Below are 24,675 nucleotides of genomic sequence, written 5' to 3'. Positions count from 1 at the left end.
ATGGTGACGCGCAAGGAAGCAACCCGACGCAGCCGCGACGCCGCCGACCGCGCGGAGCGGCTGATCGCCAACTACCGGCCGCTGCCCGGCGTCGCCGACGAACTCGTCGGCGCCGATGGCCGGATCCGGCCGCACTGGATGCGCTTCGTCGAGAGCATGGCCGATCTCGGGCCGAAGGAAGTGCGGCACCGCTTCGCGCTCGCCGACCGCCATCTCGCCGACAGCGGCGTCGTCTTCCGCGTCTATGGCGAGGCGAATGGCGACGAGCGGCCCTGGCCGCTGTCGCATATGCCGTTCCTGATCGAGCCGAAGGAATGGGCGCGGCTGGAAGCCGGCCTGATCCAGCGCGCCAAGCTGCTCGACGCCATTCTCGGCGACGCCTATGGCGACGGCAGGCTCGCCGCCGATGGCGCGCTGCCGGCCGCGATCATCGCCGGCAGCCCGGAATTCCTGCGTCCCCTCGTCGGCGCCGAGCCGGTCGGCGGCCATCACCTGCGCTTCTACGCCGTCGATGTCGGGCGCGGGCCGGACGGCCGCTGGTGGGTGGTCTCCGACCGCACCCAGGCGCCTTCCGGCGCCGGCTACGCGCTGGAAAACCGCATCGCGCTGTCGCGCGCCCTGCCCGACCTCTTCCGCTCCTTCAATGTCGAGCGCCTCGCCGGCTTCTTCCAGGAATTTCGCGCCGGGCTGAACACGCTGAACCGGCATGAGGAGACCCGCGTCGCGCTGCTGACGCCGGGACCGCTCAACGAGACCTATTTCGAGCACGCCTATCTCGCCCGCTATCTCGGCTTCGTGCTGGTCGAGGGCGACGACCTGACGGTGCGCGACGACACCGTCTACATGCGCACCATCTCGGGCCTGAAGCGCGCCGACGTGCTGCTGCGCCGGCTCGACGCCGATTTCGCCGACCCGCTGGAGCTGAACCCCGCCTCGCGGCTCGGCGTGCCGGGCCTCGCCGGCGCCGTGCGCCAGAAGAACGTCGCCATCGCCAACGCGCTCGGCGCCGGCCTGGTCGAGGCGCGCGCCATGCTCGGCTTCCTGCCCGGCCTCGCCCGCCGCGTGCTCGGCGAGGATCTGATCCTGCCGAACGTCGCCACCTGGTGGTGCGGCCAGACGCTGGAGCGCGATCATGTCGTCGCCGAGTTCGACCGCATGGTGATCGCGCCGGCGCTCGGCGGCAGCGTGCCGGGCCTGCTCGATCGCGGCCCGCTGCTCGGCGGCGCCATCGATCCCGAACGGAAGGCCGACCTGATCCGCGCGCTCGGCCGGCGCGGCACCGATTTCGTCGGCCAGGAAGCGGTCAAGCTCTCGACCACGCCGGTCTGGCGCGGCGAGGGCGAGACGGCCCGGCTGGAGCCGCGGCCGTCCATCCTCCGCCTCTATGTCGCGCGCGGTCCCGATGGCTGGACGGTGATGCCGGGCGGTTTCTGCCGTATCTCCGACCAGCCCGACGCCCGCGCCGTGACGCTGCACCAGGGCGGCGCCTCGGCCGATGTCTGGGTGCTCTCCGACGGGCCGGTGGCGGAAACGACCCTGCTCGCCTCGCCCGACAAGGTCGCGCTGCAGCGGGTCACCTCGACCTTGCCAAGCCGGGCGGCGGAGAACCTGTTCTGGCTCGGCCGCTATGTCGAGCGCACGGAAGCCGCGCTGCGGCTCGTCCGCGCCATCGCCGTCCGCCATGTCGACGCCGAGCATGACGGCGCGGCGGTGATCGACCGGCTCGACGCGGCGCTCGCCGCCGCCGGATCCGCCGACGAGGACGACGAGGCGACGCCGACGGGCCGCGCCCTCTCGATCCTGACCAGCCGCGACGCCTTCAACACCATCCCGCGGCTGGCCGAGGCCTCGCGCCGCGCCGCCTCCGTCATCCGCGACCGGCTGTCGCCGGACGCCTGGCGCACCGTCGCCGACCTCGAGGCGCTGCTGCAGCGACCGCTGGAGGCGGAGACCGACAGCGACATGCTGGAACGAGCCAACACGGCGCTCCGGCTGATCGCCGCCTTCTCCGGCCTGGTGCAGGAAAACATGGTGCGCCAGCATGGCTGGCGTTTCCTCGAGACCGGTCGCCGCATCGAGCGCGGCCTCGCCATCGCCCGCGCCGCCCGGTTCTGCGGCATGAGCGGCAAGGCGGGCGAGCTCGACGCGCTGCTGGAGCTTGCCGACAGCCAGATCACCTACCGCATCCGCTATGTCATGCTGCCGGCCCGCGTGCCGGTGGTCGACCTGGTGCTGCTCGACAGCCGCAACCCGCGCGCGCTGGCCTTCCAGACCGAGCAAATCCGGCAGCTGCTCTCCGAATTGCCGGCGCATGCCCCGGCCGGGCTGCTGGCGCCGGGCGACCGGCTGGCGACCCGGCTCGCCGCCGAACTCCTGACCGCCGACGCCGCCGAGCTCGATGCCGACAGGATCTTCGGCTTCGAACGAACCCTGATGCGCATCTCCGACGAGATCGCGCTCGCCTATTTCACCCACCGGCGCGCCGCCGATCCGGCCGAGGGCGGCGAATAAATGCTGTACGACATCCGCCAGACCACCCGTTACACCTATGCCTCGCCGGTGCCCTTCGCGCGCCAGGTGCTGCGCCTGCTGCCGGTGGCGCGCAACGGCCAGCGCGTCATCGCCGCTGACCTCGTCATCACGCCGGAGCCGACCGAGCGCCAGGACGGGCTCGATTTCTTCGGCAACCGGATCACCACCGTCGCCTTCGCCTTCCCGCATGAGGAACTGACGCTGGAGACGCGGGCGCGGGTCGCCGTCGACGCCGAACAGGCGATCGACGCCGAGGCGACGCCGGGCTGGGAGCAGATCCGCCGCCTCGCCGTGGCCGAGACCGATCTCGGCCCGCTGTCGCCGGTGCATTTCCTGTTCGCCAGCCGCGTCATCGCCATCGACGACACGATCGGCGCCTATGCCGCCACGAGCTTTCCCGCCGGCCGGCCGATCCTCGCCGCCGCCTTCGACCTGACCCGCCGCATCAAGGCCGATTTCGCCTACGACCCGGAGGCGACCGACGTCACCACCCTGCCCGGCGAGGCCTTCGCGGCGCGCGCCGGCGTCTGCCAGGACTTCGCCCATGTGATGATCGCGGGCCTGCGCACGCTCGGCCTGCCGGCCGCCTATGTCAGCGGTTTCCTGCGCACGCTGCCGCCGCCCGGCCAGCCGCGCCTCGAGGGCGCCGACGCGACGCACGCCTGGGTGGCGGTCTGGTGCGGCCGCGAGCTCGGCTGGATCGGCCTCGATCCGACCAATGGCGTGATCGCGGCGGAAGACCATGTCGTCCTGGCGCTCGGCCGCGACTATACCGACGCCGCGCCGGTCGACGGCGTCATCGTCACCTCGGGCGATCACCAGCTCGACGTCGAGGTCGATGTCGCGGTGGTCGGCTGACGGCGATGCCGGATAGCATCAGATGCGGAACGAATTCGTCGCACCCCCGCGACAGGCTGGTATTTCTCGGCGGCACACGGTATCAGGACGGATGGATTCCCTGCTGCCTTGGCTTGCGGGACCGGCCGGCATGTCTGCCGCGCGCCCTCCGGCTTCCCCGCCGGATCGCGCGCCGGACCCGCACTATGAGAGCCATTCTAGAGATAGGATTACGTGACCGTCATGTCTTCCACGTTCGACGTCGTCGCCGATGTGATTGCCCAGACCAGCGAAATTCCGCGCGAGAAGATCACGCCCGAATCGCATGCCATTGACGATCTTGGCATCGACAGCCTCGATTTCCTCGACATCGTTTTCGCACTCGACAAGAAGTTCGGGATCAAGATCCCGCTCGAGCAGTGGACCCAGGAAGTCAACGCCGGCAAGGCATCGGTCGAGGAGTACTTTCTCCTGAAGAACCTCTGCGCGCATATCGACGATCTCGTCGCCAAGAAGAACGCCTGACAGGATCGGCGTCGAAGCGGCTATGCGTCTCGAATATTTCCAGATGATTGATCGCATCGTCGATTTCGACGCTGCGACCGGTCGGATTCATGCCAAGGCGTTCGTCCCCGAGACGAGCCCGGTATTCGAAGGTCACTTTCCCGGCTATCCGATCATGCCGGGCGTGCTCCTGATCGAGACCATGGCGCAGGCATCCGGTTTTCTGATCCTCGGCCTGAACGGCCTCACCCGCATGCCGTTCTTCGCCGGCTGCAAGAAGGCCAAGTTCCGCAAGTTCATCGAGCCGGGCGCCGAACTCGACGTCTATGCGACGATGACGCATGACGGCTCCGGCTTCGCCGTCACCGAGGCGAAGATCGAGCAGGGCGGCCCGGTCTGCGACGCGGAGCTGACGCTGCGCGTGATGGATTTCCCGGCCCCCGAGCTGATCGAGAACATGCGTGATCGCGTACGGCAGATCGGCCTGACGCCGGTCGGAGACACGGTATGAGCGACCCGACCGGCAGCGACAGCGCCCGCGACGTCTGGATCACCGGCATCGGCCTGATCTCCTCGCTCGGCGAAGGGCTCGACGCGCACTGGCAGGCACTCGCCATCGACGAGCCGCGGATTTCCGCCGGCGACACCGAGCGGTTCGCGCCGTTCCCGGTGCTGCCGATGGTGCCGATCGAGCTCGACAAGCAGATCCCGCGCAAGGCCGACCAGCGCCAGATGGAGCCGTGGCAGCGCCTCGGCACCTATGCCGCCGGCCTGGCGCTCGCCGATGCCGGCCTCGCCGGCGATCTCGAGCGCCTCGCCCACATGGACATGATCGTCGCGGCCGGTGGCGGCGAGCGCGACGTCGTCGTCGACGGCCAGATCCTGGCCGGGCTCGACGGCGCGGCCGAGCCGGACGCCTTCCTGAACGAGCGGCTCGCCAACGACCTCCGCCCGACGCTGTTCCTGGCGCAGCTTTCCAACCTGCTCGCCGGCAACATCTCGATCGTCCACAAGGTGACGGGCTCGTCGCGCACCTTCATGGGCGAGGAACTCGCCGGCATCAGCGCCGTCGAGATCGCCGCCCGGCGCATCCGCGCTGGCCAGGGCGACCAGTTCCTCGTCGGCGCCGCCTACAACGCCGAACGCAAGGACATGCTGCTGAGCCTGGCGCTCGGCAACACGCTGTGGAAGGGCGCCGTGAACGCCGTCTGGGAGCGGGCCAATGCCGGTGGCGGCATGGTCACCGGCTCGATCGGCGTCTTCCTGGTGCTCGAATCGCGCGCCCATGCCGAAGCCCGCGGCAAGACGGCCTATGCCAAGCTGGGTCCGGTTCTCTCCGGCCGCAGCCGCCGCGAACCCGGCCAGGCCGCCGCCGTGGCGAAGGGCCAGATCGACGCGATGCGCCCGGCGCTCGGCGACAAGCCGATCGGCGTGCTCTCCGGCGCGAACGGCATCGCCAGCGCCACGCTCGAGGAGCGGGCTCTGCTCGAATCCCTCGTCGCCGAGGGAACCGTCGGCCCCATCCGCGCCACGCAGAGCCGGATCGGCAACAGCCTCGAGGCCGCCTTCCCGGCCCAGATCGCGCTCGCAGCCCTGGCGCTGTCGCGAAAAGGTTTCTATCGACCGGCCGATCCGACCGGGCTGGAGCTTGAAGCGAGCGAAGTCCCCACCCAGATCCTGGCCACCAGCTGGGGCTTCTGGCGTGGCGAGGGCATGGCGCTCCTCGAAGCGATCGACTGAGAAAGGTCAGGATCATGGGCACAGGCAAGGTAACGGGCACGGGCAAGACGCGGGATCATCTCGGACGTCCGGTCGTCGCCGTCACCGGCATGGGCGTGGTCACCTCGCTCGGCCAGGGCATCGACGACAACTGGTCGGCGCTGACCTCCGGCAAGTCCGGCATCCATCGCATCTCGCGCTTCCCCGTCGATCATCTCCGCACGACCATCGCCGGCACCGTCGACTTCCTGTTCGACGACGTGCCGCGCTCGGCCGTGCTGACGGAGAAGCTGGCCGAGCTCGCCGCCGAGGAAGCGATCGCCCGCGCCAAGATCGGTACGCCGGGCGATTTTCCGGGCATGCTGTTCATGGCGGTGCCGCCTGTCGAGCTCGACTGGTCAGTCAAGCGCGATCTCTACGACAGCGGCAATCCCGAAACCGCGGATCCCTATGACCGGATGATCGGCAGCGCCGAGGCGCTGAACAATCCCGACATCTACGAATATGCGCTCTATGCCTGCGTCGCCGACAAGACGGCCGACCGGTTCGGCACGCGCGGCGCGCCGATTTCGCTGTCGACGGCCTGTGCCTCGGGCGCGACGGCGATCCAGCTCGGCGTCGAGGCGATCCGGCGCGGCGATACGGACGCGGCGCTCTGCATCGGCACCGACGGCTCGGTGCAGGCGGAATCGCTGATCCGCTTCTCGCTGCTCTCGGCGCTTTCGACCAACAATGAAGACCCGGAGACCGCCTCGCGGCCCTTCTCCAAGAACCGCGACGGCTTCGTCATGGCCGAGGGCGCGGGCGCCCTGGTGCTCGAGGATTACGACGCGGCGGTCGCCCGCGGCGCCGAGATCCTCGCCGTCATCCGCGGCGTGGCCGAGCAGGCCGACGATTTCCACCGCACCCGCTCGAAGCCGGACGGCTCGCCCGTCATCGGCGCCATGCGCCAGGCGCTCGGCGACGCCGGCATCAGCCTCGACGAGATCGACTACATCAACGCGCACGGCACCAGCACGCCCGAAAACGACAAGATGGAAGCCTTGTCGCTCGAGGCCGTGTTCGGCGAGCACGTGAAGCAGATCCCGATCAGCTCGAACAAGTCGATGATCGGCCACACGCTGACGGCGGCCGGCGCGATCGAGGCGGTGTTCTCGATCCAGACGATCCGCAGCGGCCTGATCCCGCCGACCATCAACCACGACATTCCCGACCCGTCGGTCTCGCTCGACGTGGTGCCGAATGTCGCCCGCGAGGCGCCGGTCTCGATGGTGCTGTCGAATTCGTTCGGCTTCGGCGGCCAGAACGCCTGCCTCGTGATCGCGGCCGAGCCGGCCTGACCGCGACGTCCGGCGCCCCAGCCACTGGCATGTTGGGCGCCGAGACGCTAAAGCAGGCCCTGTTCTGACCACAAGACGGATATTCCATGCGCGCCCTCCAGCTGCTCGCCGACCGCAAGCTTTCGATCGTTGATGTTCCGATGGCCGCCGAGCCCGGCCCGGGCGAGGTGCGCGTCAGGATGGGCGCCGTCGCGCTCAACCACATCGACGTCTGGGGCTGGCGCGGCATGGCGTTCGCCAAGCGCAAGCTGCCGCTGACGATCGGCGCCGAGGCGGCCGGCACGATCGAGTCCATCGGCCCCGAGGTCACCAATGTCCGCGTCGGCCAGACCGTCGCCATCTACGGCGCCGAGACCTGCGGCACCTGCCCGGCCTGCCATGCCGGCCGCGACAATCTCTGCGAGAACGTCGCCGGCGTGCGCGGCTTCCACATCGACGGCCTCGCCTGCGACTACGTCACGCTGAAGGCCCGCCACGTCGTGCCGGCGCCGGACAACGTCTCGGTGCAGGACGCCGCCTGCACGCCGGTCACCTTCGGCACCGTCCAGCACATGCTGTTCGACAACGCCAAGCTCGAGGCCGGCCAGACCATCCTGGTCCAGGCGGGCGGCAGCGGCATCGGCACGGCGGCGATCCAGCTCGCCAAGGCCGTCGGCGCCACGGTCATCACCACCGTCGGCAGCGACGAGAAGGGCGAGAAGGCCAAGGCGCTCGGCGCCGACCACGTCATCAACTACCGCGAAGAGCGCTTCGAGGGCGTCGTTCGCAAGATCACCAAGAAGCGCGGCGTCGACGTCGTGTTCGAGCATGTCGGCGTCGACACCTGGGCCGGCAGCATGTTCTCGCTGCGCCGGGGCGGCACGCTCGTCACCTGCGGCTCGACCACCGGCATCTCGACCGAGATCAATTTGTTCCAGCTCTACCAGCAGCAGCTGCGCCTGATCGGCTCGTTCGGCTGCCGGATCGAGAACATCGCCCAGTCGCTCGCCAAGATCGGCGCCGGCGTCGCCAGCCCGGTGATCGACAGCACCGTGTCGCTCGACAATCTGGACGAGGCGCTGGACCGCATCGAGCAGCGCCAGGTGTTCGGCAAGATCCTCGTCACGCTCTGATCCGATGGCGCTGCCGAGCACAAGGAAGAAGCCGTTCAAGACCCTGATGCGGCGCATCTCGCGTTCGAAGGCGGCCCACGCGACCATCGCCTTCGGCGTGCGCGGGCTGATCGCCGGCGTGCGCTCGCTCGGCGAGGAACGCGCCGGCCGTGTCGGCGGCGCCGTCGCGCGGTTCGTCGGCCGCTTCGTCTCCGAGACCAAGCTGGCGCGGAAGAACCTCGCCGCCGCCTTCCCGGAAAAATCCGACGCCGAGCGGGAAGCGATCCTGCAGGGCGTCTGGACCGGCCTCGGCCAGACCATGGTCGAGTATGTCTTCCTCGACAAGCTGGTCGACATCGATCCGGAGCGCCTCGGCGAGGGGCGGATCGAGGTCGTCGGCGTCGACCAGTTCCTGGCGATGCGCGACGACGGCAAGCCGGGCATCATCTTCTCGGCCCATCTCGCCAACTGGGAGATCCTGGCGGTCGTCGCGGCGCGCTTCGGCCTGCCGGTGGTGTCGCTGTTCCGCGCGCCGACCAACAACGTCATCGCCGAAGACCTGATGCAGCAGCGCGAGCAGATGATGGGCAAGCTGGTCGCCTCGAACCGCGGCGCCACCTTCGAGGTCGGCGCGGCGCTCGATCGCGGCGAGCATATCGGCATCCTGACCGACCAGCACCACGGGCGCGGCCCGAAGGTGCCGTTCTTCGGCCGGACCGCGAACGCCAATCCGCTTGTCGCCCGCCTCGCCCGCCACTATGACTGCCCCGTGCACGGCGCCCGCACCATCCGCCTGCCCGGTGGCCGTTTCCGCGTCGAGCTGACGCCGCCGATCGAGATGCCGCGCGACGAAGAGGGCCTGATCGACGTCGACGCCGGCACCGCCAAGGTGATGTCGGTGGTCGAGGGCTGGGTGCGCGAGCACCCCGAACAGTGGCTCTGGCTGCACAATCGCTGGCGCTAGTTTTCTTTTCCGCTGGGCACGACCGGGCACCTCCCCGTCATCCCCGCGACGGCGGGGATCCATGCAGCCGCAATTTCGGGCGTTTCACGCGTCGGCCAACCCGGCTGAATGGATCCCGGCTCGGAGGCCGGGATGACGGCGAGCGTGGGGCGACGACTGCGGTTCCACGACACAGGCCAACCGCCTCTTCCTGCGCGGGCCGGTGAAAATCCTTCCATCCCCCACCTCCCCCAAACGGCCGAGGCACCCCGCCCTTCAAATCCGGCGCCGGTCGTGGCAAACTCCGTTCATGGTTTATTCTCCTGAACTCGTCGTGCCGCGCGACGGAAGGCAATCGGAAACGGCGCTCGCCATCCAGCGCGGCGTCGGCCGGCTGTTTCGCGCGCGCGGGCATGCGATCGTCACCGAGCTGGTGCTGGCGACGGGCCGCCGCGCCGACGTGATCGCGCTCGGGCCTTCCGGCGAAATCACCATCGTCGAGATCAAGTCGTCGATTGCCGATTTTCGCGCCGACGGCAAATGGCCGGATTACGCCCCCTATTGCGACAAACTCTATTTCGCCAGCCATGCCGGCGTGCCGGCGGAGATCTTTCCGCAACAGGCAGGGCTGATCCTCGCCGACGCCTATGGCGCCGAGATCCTGCGCGAGGCGCCGCATGCGCCGCTCGTCGCCGCCCGCCGCAAGGCGATGACGCTGCGCTTCGCCCAGGCCGCCGCGCACCGGCTGCACGGCCTTTACGACCCGGATGCGGGTTTTCACGAAATCATCTGAGACGCCAACGGCTTGGGAGCTGGCGGCCGGCAACGTCGCGTCAGGCTGGGCTTGATGCGGCGGGCCGATCCCGATAGACGGGGACCGCCAATCTCAGAAGGGAACTTTTTATGAGCAGCATCCGTCGTATCCAGCCCGGTCCGCGCATGAGCGCAGGCGTCGTGCACGGCAACACCGTTTACCTCGCCGGCCAGGTCGGCAATCCGGGCGACGACGTCGCCAAGCAGACCCAGACCGTGCTCGACACCATCGACAGCCTGCTGGCCGAGGCCGGCACGGACAAGTCGCGCATCCTTTCGGCGCAGATCTGGCTCGCCGACATGGCGAATTTCGGCACGATGAACACCGTCTGGGACGCCTGGGTCGACAAGGCCAACCCGCCGGCGCGCGCCACGGGCGAATCGAAGCTCGCCACCCCGGCGCACCTGGTCGAGATCATCATCGTCGCCGCCCTGCCGTAAGGGCGGGACAGATACGGTTGGATGGATTCGTGCTCTCACCTCCCCCTGAGGGGGAGGTCGGAGCGAAGCTCCGGGTGAGGGTTTAGGGAACCATCCGGTGAGGCCGTAAACCCTCACCCGCCGCACTTCGTGCGTCGACCTCTCCCTCAGGGAGAGGTAAAGGAAGGGCTGACGCCTCAACAGTCCAAAAATGCGAACGGGCGCCGCGGCGCCCGTTTTCATTGCTGCTCTCGGGATCGGCGATCAGCGGGGGGCGCGCTTGGCCAGGATCCGCTGCAGCGTGCGGCGGTGCATGTTGAGGCGGCGGGCGGTCTCGGAGACGTTGCGCTCGCACAGTTCGTAGACGCGCTGGATATGTTCCCAGCGGACGCGGTCGGCCGACATCGGATTGTCAGGCGGCAGGGCGCGTTCGGCCGGATCGCGGGTCAGCGCGGAGAACACCTCGTCGGCGTCGGCGGGCTTGGCGAGATAGTCGACGGCGCCGAGCTTCACGGCGGTGACGGCGGTGGCGATGTTGCCGTAGCCGGTCAGCACCACCATGCGGGATTCCGGACGACGCTTGCGGATCAGCTCGATCACGTCGAGGCCGTTGCCGTCCTCGAGCCGCATGTCGACGACCGCATAGGCCGGCGGCTTCTGATCGACCTTGCGCATGCCTTCGGCGACGCTGTCGGCGGTATCGACGATGAAACCACGTGCTTCCATCGCCCTGGCAAGACGCTGCAAGAAGGCCTTGTCGTCATCGACGATGATGAGCGAGGAGTCCGTTCCGGACAGGCCGGCCGATTCTAAGTCTGTCATAGACGTTTAACTCCGCCCCTCCCCAAGTTTTTCTTTTCCTACCAGAGCGGGTTATAGGCATCCGGAGCCTCGACGCCAAGACCGTCCTGCGCGGCAGATGGTCAAAACGGCCCGGTATTGCCCATTCCGCCCGCGTCAACTATGCGCGGACGCCGCTTCGCGCTCGTCGTGGTCGCCGTTCTGGAACAGCGCGCGCGGCTTGTTGGCCGTGTTGAGGCGGTCCATCGCGTCGCGCGGCCAGACGATGCGCACGATCGCGCCATGCGCCGGCGCCTCGCGGTTGGAGAGGTCGACCCGCGCGCCCGTCCGCTCCAGAAGTGTCTTGGCGATGAAGAAGCCGAGGCCGAGGCCGCCCGCCTCGTGGTTTTCGCTCGCCTCGCTCGACGGCGCGCGCGTCGTCACATAAGGCTCGCCGATATGGTCGATCACCTCGGAGGCGAAGCCGGGCCCATCGTCGGCAACCGTGATCGACACCTTTTCCGGCGACCAGGACGCGGTGATCTCGACCTTCGTCTCGGCGAAGTCGACGGCGTTCTCGACGAGATTGCCGAGGCCGTAGAGGATCGCCGGATTGCGCCGCCCGACCGGCTCGTCGCCGCTCTGGCTCTCCAGCTTCACCTCGATGTCGATGCCGCTGTCGGCATGCGGATCGACGACTTCCGAGAGCAGATGGCTGACCGGCAGCCGGTCGATATGCTGGTCGGACTCGGTCGACAGCGACGTCAGCTTGCCGAGAATGTCGCGGCAGCGCTGCGACTGGCTGCGCAACAGGGCGATATCCTCGGCATAGGGGCTGTCCGGCGGCAGCTCGCGCTGGAGCTCCTTGGTGACGAGGACGATGGTGGCGAGCGGCGTGCCGAGCTCGTGGGCGGCGGCGGCGGCGAGGCCGTCGAGCGCCGAGAGATGCTGCTCGCGCGCCAGCACCAGCTCGGTCGCCATCAGCGCGTCGGCGAGCTGGCGTGCCTCCTCGGCGACGCGGAAGGCGTAGACGCCCATGAAGATGACGGAGCAGGTCAGAGCCACCCAGACGCCGAGGATGTAGAGGAAGGGCAGCGCGATGAAGGCGTTGGCCTCCCAGGGCAGCGGCATGTGCCAGAGCGCGAGAACCGTCACCGCGACGATGACCAGCCCGCCCAGCATCACGGTCAGGCGCGGCGCCAGCGTCGTCGCCGACACCATGACCGGAACGAGGATCAGGATCGCGAACGGATTCTGCAGGCCGCCGGTGAGGAAGAGCAGCACGGAGAGCTGCAGCACGTCGTAGCCAAGCAGCAGCGCCGCCGTCCGGCCCTTCAGGCGCAGGCTCGACGGGTAGCGGATCTTGATGAACAGGTTGAGCCAGGCCGACAGCGCGATCGCCGCCAGGCACAGGCCGATCTGCATCGGGAAGTCGAACCAGAAGCGGACGACGACGACGCTGGCCGTCTGGCCGGCGATCGCCAGCCAGCGCAGGCGCACCAGCGTATCGAGCTTCAGGCGCCTGCCCTCGAAATCCTGCGATCGAACCGCTTGCCCGGGCATTGCTGCGTCACCTGGTATGGAAATGGCCTTGATATAGCTGGCTTATAGCATGGGAAGCGCCCGCGCTGGCGAATTGACGCCAAATCGGACTGCCAACCCTTGCATCGGGGTGAAAATCATCCTTACATGCTGCATTGCACAAGGCTGGCCGCCTGCCGTACTGCCCGACGGAATACCCGGCCGGTCCGATCCCTAGTGGAGCGGCAGATGGACGGCACGATGGGTCCGTTGTCTTATTATGAACTTTACGAACTGAACCACGCTGCCTTGTCGCCGATGCGGGCGGCGGCGGACATGTTCAGTTTGCTCCTGAAGAGCCCGCTCAATCCGATCAGCCAGACGCCGCTCGGGCGCAACTGGCAGGCCGGGCTGGAGCTGTTCGAGCGCACGACGCGCCGCTATGCCAAGCCGGGCTTCGGCCTCGGGACGACGCTGGTCGGCGGCACGCGCGTGGCGGTCACCGAGGAGACCGTCTGGCAGCGCCCGTTCTGCAACCTGCTGCATTTCCAGCGCGCGCTCGAGACGCCGCGCCGCGATCCGAAGCTCCTGATCGTCGCGCCGATGTCCGGCCACTATGCGACGCTGCTGCGCGGCACGGTCGAGGCGATGCTGCCCCGGCACGAGGTCTACATCACCGACTGGATCGACGCCCGCATGGTGCCGCTCTCGGACGGCTCCTTCGATCTCGACGACTACATCGACTATCTGGTCGAGATGCTGCATTTCCTCGGCGAGGACGTGCATGTGATCGGCGTCTGCCAGCCGGCCGTGCCGGTGATCGCCGCCGCGGCGCTGATGGAGGCGGCGGGCGACCGCTTCGCGCCGCGCTCGATGACGCTGATGGGCGGGCCGATCGACACCCGCATCAACCCGACCGCCGTCAACGAGCTCGCCACCGGCAAGAGCCTCGACTGGTTCCGCGACAATGTCGTGATGAAGGTGCCCTTCCCGCATCCCGGCGTCATGCGCGACGTCTATCCGGGCTTCCTGCAGCTGTCGGGCTTCATGAGCATGAACCTCGACCGCCACGTCACCGCGCACCAGGACCTGTTCAAGCACCTGGTCGCCGGCGACGGCGACTCGGCCGACAAGCACCGCGACTTCTACGACGAATATCTCGCCGTCATGGACCTGACGGCCGAGTTCTACCTGCAGACGGTCGATACCGTGTTCATCCAGCAGGCGCTGCCGAAGGGCCAGATGACCCATCGCGGCGTGCCGGTCGACCTGACGGCGATCCGCAACATCGCCCTCTTCACCGTCGAGGGCGAGAACGACGACATCTCCGGCGTCGGCCAGACGGAAGCCGCGCAGCATCTGTGCACCAACATCCCGGCCGACATGCGGGCGCATTACGTGCAGCCGAAGGTCGGCCATTACGGCGTCTTCAACGGCTCGCGCTTCCGCGCCGAGATCGCGCCCAGGATCAGCGATTTCGTGCTGACCCACCAGCAGACGAAACGCGCCGCCGCGCCGGCCGCCGCCACCCCGGTGGAAACCGCGCCACCGGCAGCGCCGCCGGTAGCGCCGAAGGCGAAGCCCGTCGCCAGGGCCAAGCCCGCGCCCGCCAAGGCGACGCCTGCCAACGCCAAGCCTGCCGCGACCAAGCCTGCCGCCACCCCGGCCAAGCCGGCGCCGGCCCCGGCTGAGCTGCCGGCCGACGACCTCAAGCGGATCGCCGGCATCGGCCCGAAACTGGAGGCGAGCCTGAACGCCGCCGGCATTTTCCGCCTCGCCCAGATCGCGAAACTGACGGCGAAGCAGGCGACGGCGCTCGACGTCCGCCTCGCCCTCAAGGGCCGCATCGGCCGCGACGACTGGATCGGCCAGGCGAAGCGTCTGCTGAGCCCCCAGGAAGCCGCGACGGAAGCCTAAGTCCGATTTTCCCTTGAAGGACGATCCGACCTTTCCCACTTCCGATGCGTTGGGGGTGCGAGAGAGGAAGGAACCATGTCCCATACTCAGGCCTTGCGTCCGGGCTGGACGCCGCTCACCATCGCGCTGATGGTCCTCGGCTTCTTCGTGTTCTGGCCGCTCGGCCTCGCCATGCTCGCCTACATCATCTGGGGTGACCGGCTTCCCGAGTTCCGCCGCAACGCGGAAGGCGTGCGCGATGATTTCAAGCGCTCCTTCTCGGGCTGCGGCTGGCAGAGCCGGCGCGAGCAGCGCTGGGGCGCCTATCAGGGCCACAGCGGCAATTCCGCCTTCGACGACTACCGCGCCGCCGAACTGAAGCGGCTCGACGAGGAACGGCGCAAGCTCGACGAAGAGCGCGCCGAATTCGAAACCTTCGTCCGCAACCTGCGTCGCGCCCGCGACCAGGAGGAGTTCGATCGCTTCAAATCCGATCGCGACGCGGCGCGCCGCAACAACAACAACACGCCCGATACACGCGACAATGGTCCGGTGATCGACCTCTGAGCGTTGCGCGGCAAGGATTGGGGGCCGCCTCAGGGCGGCCCTTTTTCGTGCCATCATCGACAAGACGAATCACCGGACCGCCGACCGCATGGGTTTCCTCTCCCGCCTCACGCCAAGCCCGAAGCGCGCCGCGCTGGCGAAGCCCGATCATTGCCATGTCGAGATCGACGGCGAGCCGGTCCGGGTGACGCTCGTCTGGAACGATCGCGCGCGCCGCTACACGCTGCGCCTGCGCGGCTCGGTGCGCGAGCCGGTCGTCACGATTCCGGCGCGCGGCAAGCTCGCCGAGGCGCAGGATTTCATCGAGCGCCACAGCGGCTGGCTGCGATCCCGCCTCGCGGCGCTGCCCGATGCGAAGCCGATCGAGGATGGCGGCGTGATCCCGCTGCGCGGCGTACCGGTCCGCATCGTCCACCGCGAGGGCCGCGGCCTCGTGCGGCTGGAGCCGGCCGACGGCGAGACGCTGCTGGTCGTCACCGGCGGCGCCGAACACATCGCCCGCCGCGTGACCGACTTCCTGAAGCGCGAGGCGCGGCGCGACCTCGAGGAGGCGACCGCGCGGCATGCGGCGTCGCTCGGCGTCAAGGTCAAGGCGATCCGCCTCGGCGACCCGACCAGCCGCTGGGGCTCGTGCTCGTCCAGCGGCACCATCGCCTATTCCTGGCGGATGATCATGGCGCCGCCGGCCATCCTCGATTATCTCGCCGCGCATGAAGTGGCGCATCTGCGCGAAATGAACCATTCGGACCGGTTCTGGCGTCATGTCGCCACGATCTGCCCGCATATGGAGCAAGCCAAGTCCTGGCTCAACCGGCACGGAGCCTCGCTCCACGCCGTCGGAGCCGAGGGATAGACGCCGGACGGCGCGCCATTCACGATGGCAGCGCGCCGACGCCAGATCCGATCGCCTGCGCCATCCGGCTCCAGCAGAGGCCCCGCCATGACATCCGTCCGCCCGAACCCGGCGAAGTCGCCGCCGCTCGCCGTCTCGAGCTGGAGCCTGCATCGCGCGCTCGGCCTCACCTACCCGAACCGGCCCGATCATGACGTCGAGGCCGTCGCCGAGGCGACCTACGGTCCCGGCCGGCTGTCGCTGCTCGACATGCCGCGCGCCGTCGCAGCCCTTGGCATCGACCGCATCGAGGTCTGCTCCTTCCACGTCCCCCGCCGCGACGCCGAATACGCGACCGAATTCCGCGCCGCGCTGGCGGAGGCGGGCGTCACGCTGCAGACGCTGCTGATCGAGTATGGCGACATCACCAATCCCGAGACGCGCGAGCGCGACCTCGCCTGGATCGAGAGCTGGATCGACACCGCCGCGGCCCTCGGCGCCGAGCAGGCCCGCGTCATCGCCGGCCGCGCCGAACCGACCCGCGCGGCGCTCGATTCGAGCGTCGACGGCCTGATCCGCCTCGGCCGGCATGGCGAGGCGCGCCGCGTCCGCGTCGTCACGGAGAACTGGTTCGAGCTGCTGCCCGGCCCGCGCGAGGTGCGCTACCTGTTCGATCGCCTCGACGAGACGGTCGGCCTCAACGGCGATTTCGGCAACTGGTCGGGCGAGGGCAAATATGCCGATCTGCAGGCGATCTTCGATCTCGCCATCTGCTGCCACGCCAAGGCCGATTTCAGCGACGGCGTGCTCAACGCCGAGGATTACCGCCGCTGCCTCGACGCCTCCATCGCCGCCGGCTTCCGCGGGCCGTTCACGCTGATCTATGATGGCCCGCATCCGGACGAATTCGCCCATCTCCTGATCGAGCGCGACTTCATCCGCCACCACTTCGCCACGACGCGGGCGAACGGGGGGTAGCGTTCCGCCTCGCCTCTCCCTGAATGCATTCCCAATACTCGACCATCATCCTGAGGTGCCCGGCGAAGCCGGGCCTCGAAGGAGGGTTCAGGGAGCGCAGGGATCGAGACGGCGCGGAGGCGGATTTCGCCAGACTTCGCCTGCTGGTGTGTCCCGCTGGACCCTCCTTCGAGGCTTCGCTCACGCGAAGCACCTCAGGATGATGGCGGAGCTGGTAGATCGGCCTGGAGGAGGTCCTCGCGGACCCGGCTCTGGTGTCGAAGTGCCTTCTCCGGAGGGTTCCCTAAACCCTCACCCGGAGCTTCGCTCCGACCTCTCCCTCAGGGAGAGGTGAAGGACCGGCCGAGTTTCACCGCAGACAGCCTCACCGCACCAGATTGAGCGTGCGCTTTGGCGCACCGGGCTTCGGCGGCTCGGGGGGCTTTGTCTCCGGCGCCTTCGGCGGCTCCGGCGGCTTGGGCGGCTCGAAATCGAAGGTGTAGTCGGCGAGCAGCTCGATCGCCTTGGCGAACACGGCCTCCTCGCGGCGGGTCTTCTCCGCCATCTCGCGCGTGTCGGCGGCGCGGCGCTCGAGCGCCTTGCGGATGACGTTGTCGCCGGTCTGGCGGCGGAAGCGGGCGGCCATCGCCTCGGCGCGCTTCGCCTGCTTCTCGAGCTTGCGGATGCCGGCGCCGATGTCGCCCTTCTGCTTGGTCAGCGTGTCGCGGATCGGCGCGATCAGGTCGACCGCCTCGAACGGCAGGTCGCTTTCCAGCACCGAGACGACCAGCGCCTGGATGCGCTCCATCGCCCGGCCGACGATGTCGTCGGCGGCGAGTTCGCCCTCATAGCCGGTCTCGTCATAGGCCTTGCGGCGCTCCGGGTCCGACAGCACGGCATAGGCATGGCTGAGCTTGTGGAACGCCTCGGACGAACCGCCCGCGTCGGGATGCGCGGCGCGCGCCCGCTGCCGATAGGCCTTGTCGATCTCGGCCGGCGTCGCGCCGGGCTCGATGGCCAGCTCGCTGTAGAGACTGCGCTTGTCGGCCATCGCCAGATGACTCCCTGGACGGGGTGCCCGGCCTTTCCGCGCGGAAGGGGGCAAAAAACAAAACGCCGCGAAGCAGCGCGTCGCCACTATCCACGGCTGGCCGGCAATGTCCACCGCGATGGCGGCCGCAGGAACGCTTCCAGCGCCGACAGTCATATTGCCGCAGCGGAATCGTGCGAACCCTCCTTTCAAGCCCAGCAAAAGCCGCAAATTGGGCGATTTGCTCGATCGCCAAGGTGGTTGGCGCGCGTCAGGTAGCGTCCCGGAAGCGAGACGCCGCGCGCCCAGCCCGCCGAAGGCGGGCATCCCGAATGTCTATTGGAGACGGCATGAACTTCCCGGTTGTCGCTGCAGTCAGCGACGTCGCTCCGCAACTGACCGTGGTCATCCCCACGTTCAACGAAGTGGACAATATCGATCCCCTGCTCGCGCGGCTGCGCGAGACGCTGGGCGCCCTGCGCTGGGAGGCGATCTTCGTCGACGACAACTCGCCGGACGGCACGGCGCGGGCGCTGCGCGATCGCGGCCGGCTGGATCCGCGCATCCGCTGCATCCGCCGCGTCGGCCGACGCGGCCTCGCGGGCGCCTGCATCGAGGGCATGCTCGCCGCGCAGGGCCCGATCGTGGCCGTCATGGACGCCGACCTGCAGCACGACGATAGCCTGCTCCCGCGCATGTACGATGCGATGACCGAGGGCGCCGACGTCGTGGTGGCGACGCGCTACGCGGAAGGCGGCGCCGCCGCGAGCTTCACCGCGACGCGCAGTATGCTCAGCCGCACCGCCACGGTCGCCACGCAAAAGCTGCTCGGCGTCACGTCGAGCGATCCGATGAGCGGCTTCTTCATGCTCCGGCGCGAGCTGATCGACGACCTCTCGCCGCGCCTGTCGAGCCAGGGCTTCAAGATCCTGCTCGACATTCTCGCCACGGCGCCGGCTGGCCTCAAGATCGTCGAGATCCCCTATGCGTTCGCCTCCCGGCAGAATGGCGAGAGCAAGCTCGACAACCGGGTCCTGCTCGATTTCCTCGGCCTGCTGGTCGCGAAGGTCACCCGCGACGTCGTGCCGATCCGCTTCGTCTCGTTCGCGGCGGTGGGAACGCTCGGCCTCGCCCTGCATCTCGCGGTGCTCCGCACCATACTGGTCAACGGAGCGCACTTCGCCACGGCCCAGTCGGTCGCGACCTTTGCCGCCATGACCTCGAACTTCCTGATCAACAACGTCCTGACCTATCGCGACCGCCGGCTGCGCGGCTGGCGACTGCTGCCGGGACTCGCCAAGTTCTATGCCATCTGCGGCCTCGGCGCCGCGGCCAATATCGGCGTGGGCAGCTGGGTGTTCTGGGAGACGTCGCGATGGTGGGTCGCCGGCATCGCCGGCTCGCTGATCGGCGTGGTCTGGAACTATGCCGTCAGCACGGCGCTGGTCTGGAGGGACAAACCGTGAGCGCCGCCACCGACATCGGGACGGCGCGCCTGCCCGTCTTCCATCCCGGGCGCGCGACGCCCGACAGCCTTCGCCGGATGGCGATCCTGCTCATCGCCCTGATCCTGGTCGGGAGACTGGTCCTCGCCGCCATGGTTCCGCTCGTCCCCGACGAGGCCTATTACGCGCTCTGGGGCGCCAACCTCTCCGCCGGCTATCTCGATCATCCGCCGATGATCGCGGTCTTCATTCGGCTCGGCACCATGCTGGTCGGGCCGGGCGAATTCGGCGTGCGGCTCGTCTGCGTGCTGGCGACGGTTCCCGCGAGCGTCTTCATCTGGCGGGCGGCCGACCTGCTGATCACCGACCGGCGCGCCGCCCCGCTCGCCGCCATCCTGTTCAACGTCACGCTGATCGGCTTCCTCGGCATGACGCTGGCGACGCCGGATGCGCCGCTGGTCCTGTTCGCCGCCGCGATGACCTATTTCGCCGCGCGCCTCACCGTCGACGACCGCCCGCGCTGGTGGATCGCGATGGGCGTCGCGACCGGGCTGGCGATGGAAGCGAAATATTCCGGCGCGCTGTTCGCGGCCGGCTTCGCCGCCGCGGTTCTCGCCGTTCCCGTGCTCCGACGCCAGCTGCTGCGGCCCTGGCCGTGGCTGGCGCTTTTGATCGCCATCCTGGTCTTTGCTCCCAATCTGATCTGGAACCTGGAGCATGGCTGGGCGACCTTCACCAAGCAGGGCGGCCGCGTCACGTCGAACTGGAGTTTCGCGCCGCACTACCTGGCGGAGCTGGTCGCGGCGCAGTTCGGGCTGGCGACGCCGCTCGTCTTCGGCTTCGGCCTCTGGGGGCTCACCAGAGCGGCGCGGTCGGTCTACCGGCCGGGCGGCGGCAGGGCGGTGCTCCTCTGGATGCTGCTCGCGCCCTGCGCCTATTTCGCGTTTCACGCACTGCGCAGCCGCGTCGAGGGCAATTGGCCGGCGTTCCTCTTCCCGGCCTTCTCGATCGCGGCCGCGGCCGGAATGATCGCCGCCATGGCCTCGTCACGGCCCGCCATCCGGCGGCTGACGGGCTTCGCCATCCCGGTCGCGCTGGTCCTCATCGCGCTGGTCGGAATCCACGCGGCGCTCGTGCCGGTCCGCACCCTCGGCCCCCGGGATCCGATCATCCGGATGACCCGCGGCTGGCCGGATTTCGCCCGGGATGCCGACGCCTTGCGGCAGTCGATCGGTGCCAACTACATCCTGACCGACAATTACCAGCTGAACGCCAAGCTGGCGCGCGAACTGCCCGCCGTCCCGGTCGCGCAGTTCAACGAGCGGCAGCGCTATGTTTCGTTCGCCGTCCCGTCCGAGGCCAGCCTCGCAGGCGTCGGCCTGGTCCTGTCGGTGAACCCGGATCCGGCCGCCGTCCGCGAGCATTTCGGGACCGCCGAGCCGCTCGGCGAGGTCACGCGCCGCTTCGACGGCATCGACATCGTCCCCGCCTACGCGTTCCGGATCGAGGCGCCGGCAGGTGCCGAGAACCCGTCGCCCCTCACCTCTCCCTGAGGAGGCCTTTGCAAGGCAACACCCTCATCATGCTGAGGGGCCCGAAGGGCCGTCTCGAAGCACGCACAGCGGCGATGCAATCGATGGGTTGCACCGAGATCGTGCGTCCTTCGAGGCCCAAGCTGCGCTCGGGCACCTCAGGATGATGAAAATCGAGAGCCGCATGACGGCCGGCGGGGCGGTCTAGGCCCCTAGCCCCCGAACAGCCGGTCGATGAAGTTCCGGCGGTGCGGCCGCGCCTGGTAGACGCCGTCCTGGCTCGCCTGGCCGCCCTGGCCGACGCTCGCCGGCGGGACAGGCGCGCCGCGCTCGACGCCGTAGGACGGGTCGCCCTCGCGATAGATGCGGGCACCGGGCGGCGGCGCCTGATAATCGCTGCCGCGCCAGTCGTCCGGGCTCTCGGGATCATCGGCATAGCCGCCATATTGGCCGCCATTGTCGGCCCGGCCGGCAGGCGGCTGCTGGTACTGCGGATCCCGGCCCTGGACGCGGCCATCCGGCTGCTGCTGGTAGGGCGGCTGGCCCGACGGCGCATAGTGCGGCTGGCCGCCGCCGCCGACGACCTGGCCATTTTCGTCGACCAGCCCGCCCTGCATCTCCGACTGGCCGTCGAATTCGGTCGGCGGCTCCTGGAAGCTGGCGGGATCGCGATAGCTGTAGTTGCCCGGCAGGGCCGCGACCGTGACGCCCTTGTGCGCCTCGGTCATGAAGCGCTGCCAGATCTGCGCCGGCAGGCTGCCGCCGGTCATCCGCTTGGTCGGCTTGGAATCGTCGTTGCCGAGCCAGACGCCGGTGGTCAAATTGGCGGTGTAGCCGACGAACCAGGCGTCCTTGGAATCGTTGGTGGTGCCCGTCTTGCCGGCGGCCTGCCAGCCGGCGATCGCCGCCTTGCGGCCGGTGCCGCGTTGCAGCGTGTCGGTCATCATGCTGTTCATCATGCCGACATAGAGCGGATCGATGACCTGGCTCGCCGCCGCGCCCGGCCGCTCGTAGAGCGTCTTGCCGGAGAGGTCCTTCACCCGCGCGATCACATGCGGCTTGGCGGCGAAGCCGCCATTGGCGAAGGGCACATAGGCGTCGGTCAGCTCCAGCAGGCTGACCTCGGAGGTGCCGAGCGCCAGCGACGGGTTGGGCTGCAGGGTCGAGGTGATGCCGAGCCGCTCGGCCGTCTTGATGACGCGGTCGGGGCCGACTTCGTTGGCGAGCTGCACGGCGATCGTGTTGAGCGAGAGCGCCAGCGCCGTCTGCAGCGTCACCGGGCCCTTGTACATCTTCTCGTAGTTCTTCGGCTCCCAGTTGCCGATCCGCGTCGGTTCGTCATTGCGGATCGTCTCGGGCACCAGGCCGTATTCCAGCGCCGTCAGGTAGACGAAGGGCTTGAACGCCGAGCCGGGCTGGCGCTTCGCCGAGATGGCGCGGTTGAACTGGCTCGCCTGGTAGTCGCGCCCGCCGACGAGCGCGCGCACCGCGCCGGTGCCGTCGATCGCCACCAGCGCGCCCTGCGACACGCCGAACGACTTGCCGCTCTTGTCGAGCGCCTCGCTGAGCGCCTTGCCGGCCGTCGCCTCCAGATGCGGATCGATCGTCGTCTCGACGATGACGTCCTGCTCGAGCGCGCCGACGACATCCGGCACCTGGTCGGCGACCCAGTCGGCGACGTAGCGACCAGCGCCACCCTCGCCCTCGGACTGCGCCTTGACGGTGATCGAAGCGGCTTCCTTCTGCTGCGCGGCCGTGATGAAGCCGGACTCGCGCATGGCGCCGAGCACGACATTGGCGCGCGCATTGGCGGCGTCGGGATCGCTGCTCGGAGCGAAACGCGACGGCGCCTTGAGCAGGCCGGCGAGGATCGCCGCCTCCTTCAGCGAGATGTCGCGGGCCGACTTGCCGAAATAGCGCCGCGACGCCGCATCGACGCCATAGGCGCCGGCGCCGAGATAGACGCGGTTCAGATAGGACTCCATGATCTGCGCCTTGGAGTATTTGCTCTCCAGCCACAGCGCCATGATCGCTTCCTGGATCTTGCGGTCCATGGTGCGTTCCGGCTTCAGGAACAGGTTCTTGGCCAGCTGCTGCGTCACCGTCGAGCCGCCCTGGACGACATCGCCGGAGCGGAAATTGACGTAGGCCGCGCGCAGCAGGCCGAACGGATCGACGCCGAAATGGCTGTAGAAGCGCCGGTCCTCGATGGCGATGACCGCCTGGCTCAGATAGGGCGGCAGCTCGTCGATGCGGACGGATTCGCCGCCGGTGTCGCCGCGATTGGCGATCAGAGTGCCGTCATTGGCGAGGATCTTGATGTTGGGCGGCCGCTTCGGCACGGCCCAATTGGCCGTCGAGGGCAGCTGCGTGGCGAAATAGGCGATGGTGCCGCCGAGCGCCACCGTGCCCCAGAACATCAGGATCAGCGCCCATTTGATGCTGCCGCGAATGAAGCGGCCGAGGCCGGAGCCGCCGCCGGAACGCTTGCGGCCGCGCGCGCGCCCCTTCTTGCGGGACGGGGCACGGCGGCTGGATTTCGAGCGACGGGAATCGGCCATGGGGTCATCTTCATCGAGATCGATGAATTCCGCATCCTCAATGTCGGCGTCGAAGGTTTCCGGCTCGACCCCGCGTTTGCGCCGTTCGCCGGCGCCCAGTTCCGGCTCGCGCCGCGTCCGCCCCTTGCGGTCGGCCGTGCCGTCGATCTCGGGCGCGCCGAGCTTCGGCGCGTCCGCTGCGGTGGCGCGCCGGCCACGGCCTGCCCGGGGCGTCTCGTCCGGGTCGTCCCAGCGCGGCTCGGCGCGACCGGTCTCTTCCCAGGCGGGCTCGTCGTCCCAGCCCGGCTCGTTCGCCCCCGCGGCGCGGCCAAAGGCGGGTTCGCTGCGCTCGTCGACGGTCCGATCGGCCTCGCTCGAACGCTCGCGGGCCCGCTCGGCGCGACCGCGACCAAACCGCGTCTCCGAACGGCCGCCGGCGGGACGATCGTCCTCGCCGAGCCGGATGTCGAACGCGCCCGGCTCCGCATCCTGTTGCGTGTCGAGCACCGGTTCGATCCGATCTCGCCCCGGAATCGGTCTCGCCATGCTTGTTTCGTCTTCCACAAAAAGGTCAAGAAAGCGCTAATCGCGCAGGATGTCGGGCCCGAATGCCCGACGAATACGGCGATTTGAGGGGAATTGCCTCCCCCCGCCACCGATCCGAAGTGGAACAGGCAACCTCATCCACAACCGCGCGTTCCCCCTGTGACCCGCTTAACAGCGCCGGAGGCCCGAAGCTGCGACATTCCGCTGCGACAGGCGGTCGTTCGGAGACAACGGCAATGGCACAGGCAGCGAGACAGATTTCGGACAGCAACGCGACGATCCGCGTCGCCGCGACGCTCGCGGCCGCCGTCGCGCTCGTCGCCCTCGTCGGGGCCAAGCTGCCGGTCGACGCCGCCTCGGCACTTGCCAGCCTGGCGCCGATCGCGCTGATGATATCCGCCTTCATGGCGGGGGCGCTCGCCGCCACCCGCGTCGCCGCGCTCAGGCGGCGGCCGGTGCTCGGCGCGGCGGCGCTGACCGGCCTCGCCCCCTTCGCGCCGATCCTGCCGGCGCCCGAGCACTGGGCGCTCTTCGCCGCCTTCGGCATTTTCGGGCTGATGATCGCCGGCAGCCTCGGCGCTGTCATCGCTGCCTTCTCCCGCGAGCGGCTCGCGAGCCTCGGCGGCGCGACGGGCCTCGGCCTGATCGGCGCGATCGCCGTCGGCGCCGGCCTCGCGGCTGGGCCGACGATGCAGCTCGTGCTCGGCCTCACCGGCGTCGTCGCCTGCCTCGCGATCGCCAGCGTCGTCGCCACGGCGCCCGCCGCCGCCCGCTAGCCGCGATTTGGCAGGGGCATGATGATTGGCAGGGGCTTGGCAGGAGAACCGGCT

Annotated in this window: 21 protein-coding genes; 17 read left to right on the top strand and 4 right to left on the bottom strand. The window is 69.0% G+C overall.

The features are described from left to right. The 10 genes from K32_RS22860 (at position 1) to K32_RS22815 (ending at position 10,220) form a co-directional block, all read left to right on the top strand. Entirely contained in the window at positions 1-2,511 is a 2,511-nt protein-coding gene (locus K32_RS22860; RefSeq protein ID WP_201401694.1) for a circularly permuted type 2 ATP-grasp protein, read from the top strand. After that, positions 2,512-3,390: a transglutaminase family protein gene (locus K32_RS22855; RefSeq protein WP_201401693.1), complete on the top strand. Its 879-nt coding sequence runs from the start codon at positions 2,512-2,514 to the stop codon at positions 3,388-3,390. A 222-nt stretch (positions 3,391-3,612) separates the two neighbouring features. Beyond that, positions 3,613-3,894, top strand: a complete 282-nt coding sequence (locus K32_RS22850) for an acyl carrier protein (RefSeq protein WP_018182383.1) — start codon at positions 3,613-3,615, stop codon at positions 3,892-3,894. Positions 3,895-3,916: 22 nt separating this feature from the next. Further along, complete coding sequence (locus K32_RS22845) at positions 3,917-4,384, top strand: 3-hydroxyacyl-ACP dehydratase FabZ family protein (protein WP_201401692.1); 468 nt, start codon at positions 3,917-3,919, stop codon at positions 4,382-4,384. Continuing rightward, positions 4,381-5,613 (top strand): beta-ketoacyl-ACP synthase, encoded by a 1,233-nt coding sequence (locus K32_RS22840; RefSeq protein ID WP_201401691.1) that lies wholly within the window; start codon positions 4,381-4,383, stop codon positions 5,611-5,613. The genes K32_RS22845 and K32_RS22840 overlap by 4 nt, the downstream gene beginning before the upstream one ends. 14 nt (positions 5,614-5,627) lie before the next feature. Continuing rightward, the gene (locus K32_RS22835; RefSeq protein WP_201401690.1) at positions 5,628-6,932 is read left to right on the top strand and encodes a beta-ketoacyl-ACP synthase; all 1,305 of its coding nucleotides are present in this window, start codon (positions 5,628-5,630) and stop codon (positions 6,930-6,932) included. Positions 6,933-7,018: 86 nt separating this feature from the next. Next, a complete protein-coding gene (locus K32_RS22830; protein ID WP_201401689.1) occupies positions 7,019-8,044 on the top strand; it encodes a zinc-binding dehydrogenase in 1,026 nt (341 codons plus the stop codon). Between the two features lie 4 nt (positions 8,045-8,048). Further along, on the top strand, positions 8,049-8,987 hold the full coding sequence (locus tag K32_RS22825; protein ID WP_244669701.1) for a lipid A biosynthesis lauroyl acyltransferase: 939 nt from the start codon (positions 8,049-8,051) through the stop codon (positions 8,985-8,987). Between the two features lie 289 nt (positions 8,988-9,276). After that, on the top strand, positions 9,277-9,759 hold the full coding sequence (locus K32_RS22820; RefSeq protein WP_201401688.1) for an MmcB family DNA repair protein: 483 nt from the start codon (positions 9,277-9,279) through the stop codon (positions 9,757-9,759). A gap of 110 nt (positions 9,760-9,869) precedes the next feature. Next, a complete protein-coding gene (locus K32_RS22815) occupies positions 9,870-10,220 on the top strand; it encodes a RidA family protein (protein WP_201401687.1) in 351 nt (116 codons plus the stop codon). A gap of 243 nt (positions 10,221-10,463) precedes the next feature. Here the strand turns inward: K32_RS22815 and K32_RS22810 are convergent, their stop codons facing one another. Both K32_RS22810 and K32_RS22805 read right to left on the bottom strand, forming a co-directional pair. Then, entirely contained in the window at positions 10,464-11,021 is a 558-nt protein-coding gene (locus K32_RS22810) for an ActR/PrrA/RegA family redox response regulator transcription factor (protein ID WP_201401686.1), read from the bottom strand. Positions 11,022-11,156: 135 nt separating this feature from the next. Then, positions 11,157-12,542 carry an ActS/PrrB/RegB family redox-sensitive histidine kinase gene (locus tag K32_RS22805; protein ID WP_201401685.1) on the bottom strand — a complete coding sequence of 462 codons (1,386 nt, stop codon included), beginning with the start codon at positions 12,540-12,542 and terminating at the stop codon, positions 11,157-11,159. Positions 12,543-12,761: 219 nt separating this feature from the next. On the opposite strand from K32_RS22805, the gene phaZ reads away from it, so the two are divergent. The 4 genes from phaZ (at position 12,762) to K32_RS22785 (ending at position 16,773) form a co-directional block, all read left to right on the top strand. Beyond that, entirely contained in the window at positions 12,762-14,417 is a 1,656-nt protein-coding gene (phaZ, locus tag K32_RS22800) for a polyhydroxyalkanoate depolymerase (RefSeq protein WP_201401684.1), read from the top strand. A 75-nt stretch (positions 14,418-14,492) separates the two neighbouring features. Continuing rightward, positions 14,493-14,963, top strand: coding sequence for a DUF2852 domain-containing protein (locus K32_RS22795; protein WP_201401683.1), 471 nt, complete (start codon positions 14,493-14,495; stop codon positions 14,961-14,963). 88 nt (positions 14,964-15,051) lie between these two features. After that, a complete protein-coding gene (locus K32_RS22790; protein ID WP_201401682.1) occupies positions 15,052-15,816 on the top strand; it encodes a M48 family metallopeptidase in 765 nt (254 codons plus the stop codon). Between the two features lie 87 nt (positions 15,817-15,903). Further along, entirely contained in the window at positions 15,904-16,773 is an 870-nt protein-coding gene (locus tag K32_RS22785; RefSeq protein WP_201401681.1) for a sugar phosphate isomerase/epimerase, read from the top strand. A gap of 364 nt (positions 16,774-17,137) precedes the next feature. Here the strand turns inward: K32_RS22785 and K32_RS22780 are convergent, their stop codons facing one another. Continuing rightward, the gene (locus K32_RS22780; RefSeq protein ID WP_201401680.1) at positions 17,138-17,803 is read right to left on the bottom strand and encodes a DnaJ domain-containing protein; all 666 of its coding nucleotides are present in this window, start codon (positions 17,801-17,803) and stop codon (positions 17,138-17,140) included. A 329-nt stretch (positions 17,804-18,132) separates the two neighbouring features. Between K32_RS22780 and K32_RS22775 the strand changes: the two genes are divergently transcribed. Both K32_RS22775 and K32_RS22770 read left to right on the top strand, forming a co-directional pair. After that, entirely contained in the window at positions 18,133-19,248 is a 1,116-nt protein-coding gene (locus K32_RS22775) for a glycosyltransferase family 2 protein (RefSeq protein WP_201401679.1), read from the top strand. Continuing rightward, entirely contained in the window at positions 19,245-20,780 is a 1,536-nt protein-coding gene (locus K32_RS22770; protein WP_244669699.1) for a glycosyltransferase family 39 protein, read from the top strand. Before K32_RS22775 ends, K32_RS22770 begins: the two co-directional genes overlap by 4 nt. A gap of 191 nt (positions 20,781-20,971) precedes the next feature. Here K32_RS22770 and K32_RS22765 read toward each other — a convergent pair whose 3' ends face one another. After that, complete coding sequence (locus K32_RS22765; RefSeq protein WP_371813055.1) at positions 20,972-23,419, bottom strand: transglycosylase domain-containing protein; 2,448 nt, start codon at positions 23,417-23,419, stop codon at positions 20,972-20,974. A gap of 662 nt (positions 23,420-24,081) precedes the next feature. Between K32_RS22765 and K32_RS22760 the strand changes: the two genes are divergently transcribed. Continuing rightward, entirely contained in the window at positions 24,082-24,621 is a 540-nt protein-coding gene (locus K32_RS22760) for a hypothetical protein (protein WP_201401678.1), read from the top strand. Positions 24,622-24,675 lie beyond the last annotated feature (54 nt).

The sequence above is a fragment of the Kaistia sp. 32K genome (assembly GCF_016629525.1).
Taxonomy (GTDB): Bacteria; Pseudomonadota; Alphaproteobacteria; order Rhizobiales; family Kaistiaceae; genus Kaistia.
Note: the sequence above shows the minus strand (reverse complement) of the source record. Positions and strands in the feature narration are given on the sequence as shown.

Excerpts from the sequence above, each read along its gene's own strand:
- K32_RS22830 (WP_201401689.1), top strand. The coding sequence starts at position 7,019 with ATGCGCGCCCTCCAGCTGCTCGCCGACCGCAAGCTTTCGATCGTTGAT.
- K32_RS22760 (WP_201401678.1), top strand. The coding sequence starts at position 24,082 with ATGGCACAGGCAGCGAGACAGATTTCGGACAGCAACGCGACGATCCGC.
- K32_RS22775 (WP_201401679.1), top strand. The coding sequence starts at position 18,133 with ATGAACTTCCCGGTTGTCGCTGCAGTCAGCGACGTCGCTCCGCAACTG.
- K32_RS22815 (WP_201401687.1), top strand. The coding sequence starts at position 9,870 with ATGAGCAGCATCCGTCGTATCCAGCCCGGTCCGCGCATGAGCGCAGGC.
- K32_RS22860 (WP_201401694.1), top strand. The coding sequence starts at position 1 with ATGGTGACGCGCAAGGAAGCAACCCGACGCAGCCGCGACGCCGCCGAC.
- phaZ (WP_201401684.1), top strand. The coding sequence starts at position 12,762 with ATGGGTCCGTTGTCTTATTATGAACTTTACGAACTGAACCACGCTGCC.
- K32_RS22850 (WP_018182383.1), top strand. The coding sequence starts at position 3,613 with ATGTCTTCCACGTTCGACGTCGTCGCCGATGTGATTGCCCAGACCAGC.
- K32_RS22825 (WP_244669701.1), top strand. The coding sequence starts at position 8,049 with ATGGCGCTGCCGAGCACAAGGAAGAAGCCGTTCAAGACCCTGATGCGG.
- K32_RS22790 (WP_201401682.1), top strand. The coding sequence starts at position 15,052 with ATGGGTTTCCTCTCCCGCCTCACGCCAAGCCCGAAGCGCGCCGCGCTG.
- K32_RS22835 (WP_201401690.1), top strand. The coding sequence starts at position 5,628 with ATGGGCACAGGCAAGGTAACGGGCACGGGCAAGACGCGGGATCATCTC.
- K32_RS22845 (WP_201401692.1), top strand. The coding sequence starts at position 3,917 with ATGCGTCTCGAATATTTCCAGATGATTGATCGCATCGTCGATTTCGAC.
- K32_RS22810 (WP_201401686.1), bottom strand. The coding sequence starts at position 11,021 with ATGACAGACTTAGAATCGGCCGGCCTGTCCGGAACGGACTCCTCGCTC.
- K32_RS22805 (WP_201401685.1), bottom strand. The coding sequence starts at position 12,542 with ATGCCCGGGCAAGCGGTTCGATCGCAGGATTTCGAGGGCAGGCGCCTG.
- K32_RS22780 (WP_201401680.1), bottom strand. The coding sequence starts at position 17,803 with ATGGCCGACAAGCGCAGTCTCTACAGCGAGCTGGCCATCGAGCCCGGC.
- K32_RS22785 (WP_201401681.1), top strand. The coding sequence starts at position 15,904 with ATGACATCCGTCCGCCCGAACCCGGCGAAGTCGCCGCCGCTCGCCGTC.
- K32_RS22795 (WP_201401683.1), top strand. The coding sequence starts at position 14,493 with ATGTCCCATACTCAGGCCTTGCGTCCGGGCTGGACGCCGCTCACCATC.
- K32_RS22855 (WP_201401693.1), top strand. The coding sequence starts at position 2,512 with ATGCTGTACGACATCCGCCAGACCACCCGTTACACCTATGCCTCGCCG.
- K32_RS22840 (WP_201401691.1), top strand. The coding sequence starts at position 4,381 with ATGAGCGACCCGACCGGCAGCGACAGCGCCCGCGACGTCTGGATCACC.
- K32_RS22820 (WP_201401688.1), top strand. The coding sequence starts at position 9,277 with ATGGTTTATTCTCCTGAACTCGTCGTGCCGCGCGACGGAAGGCAATCG.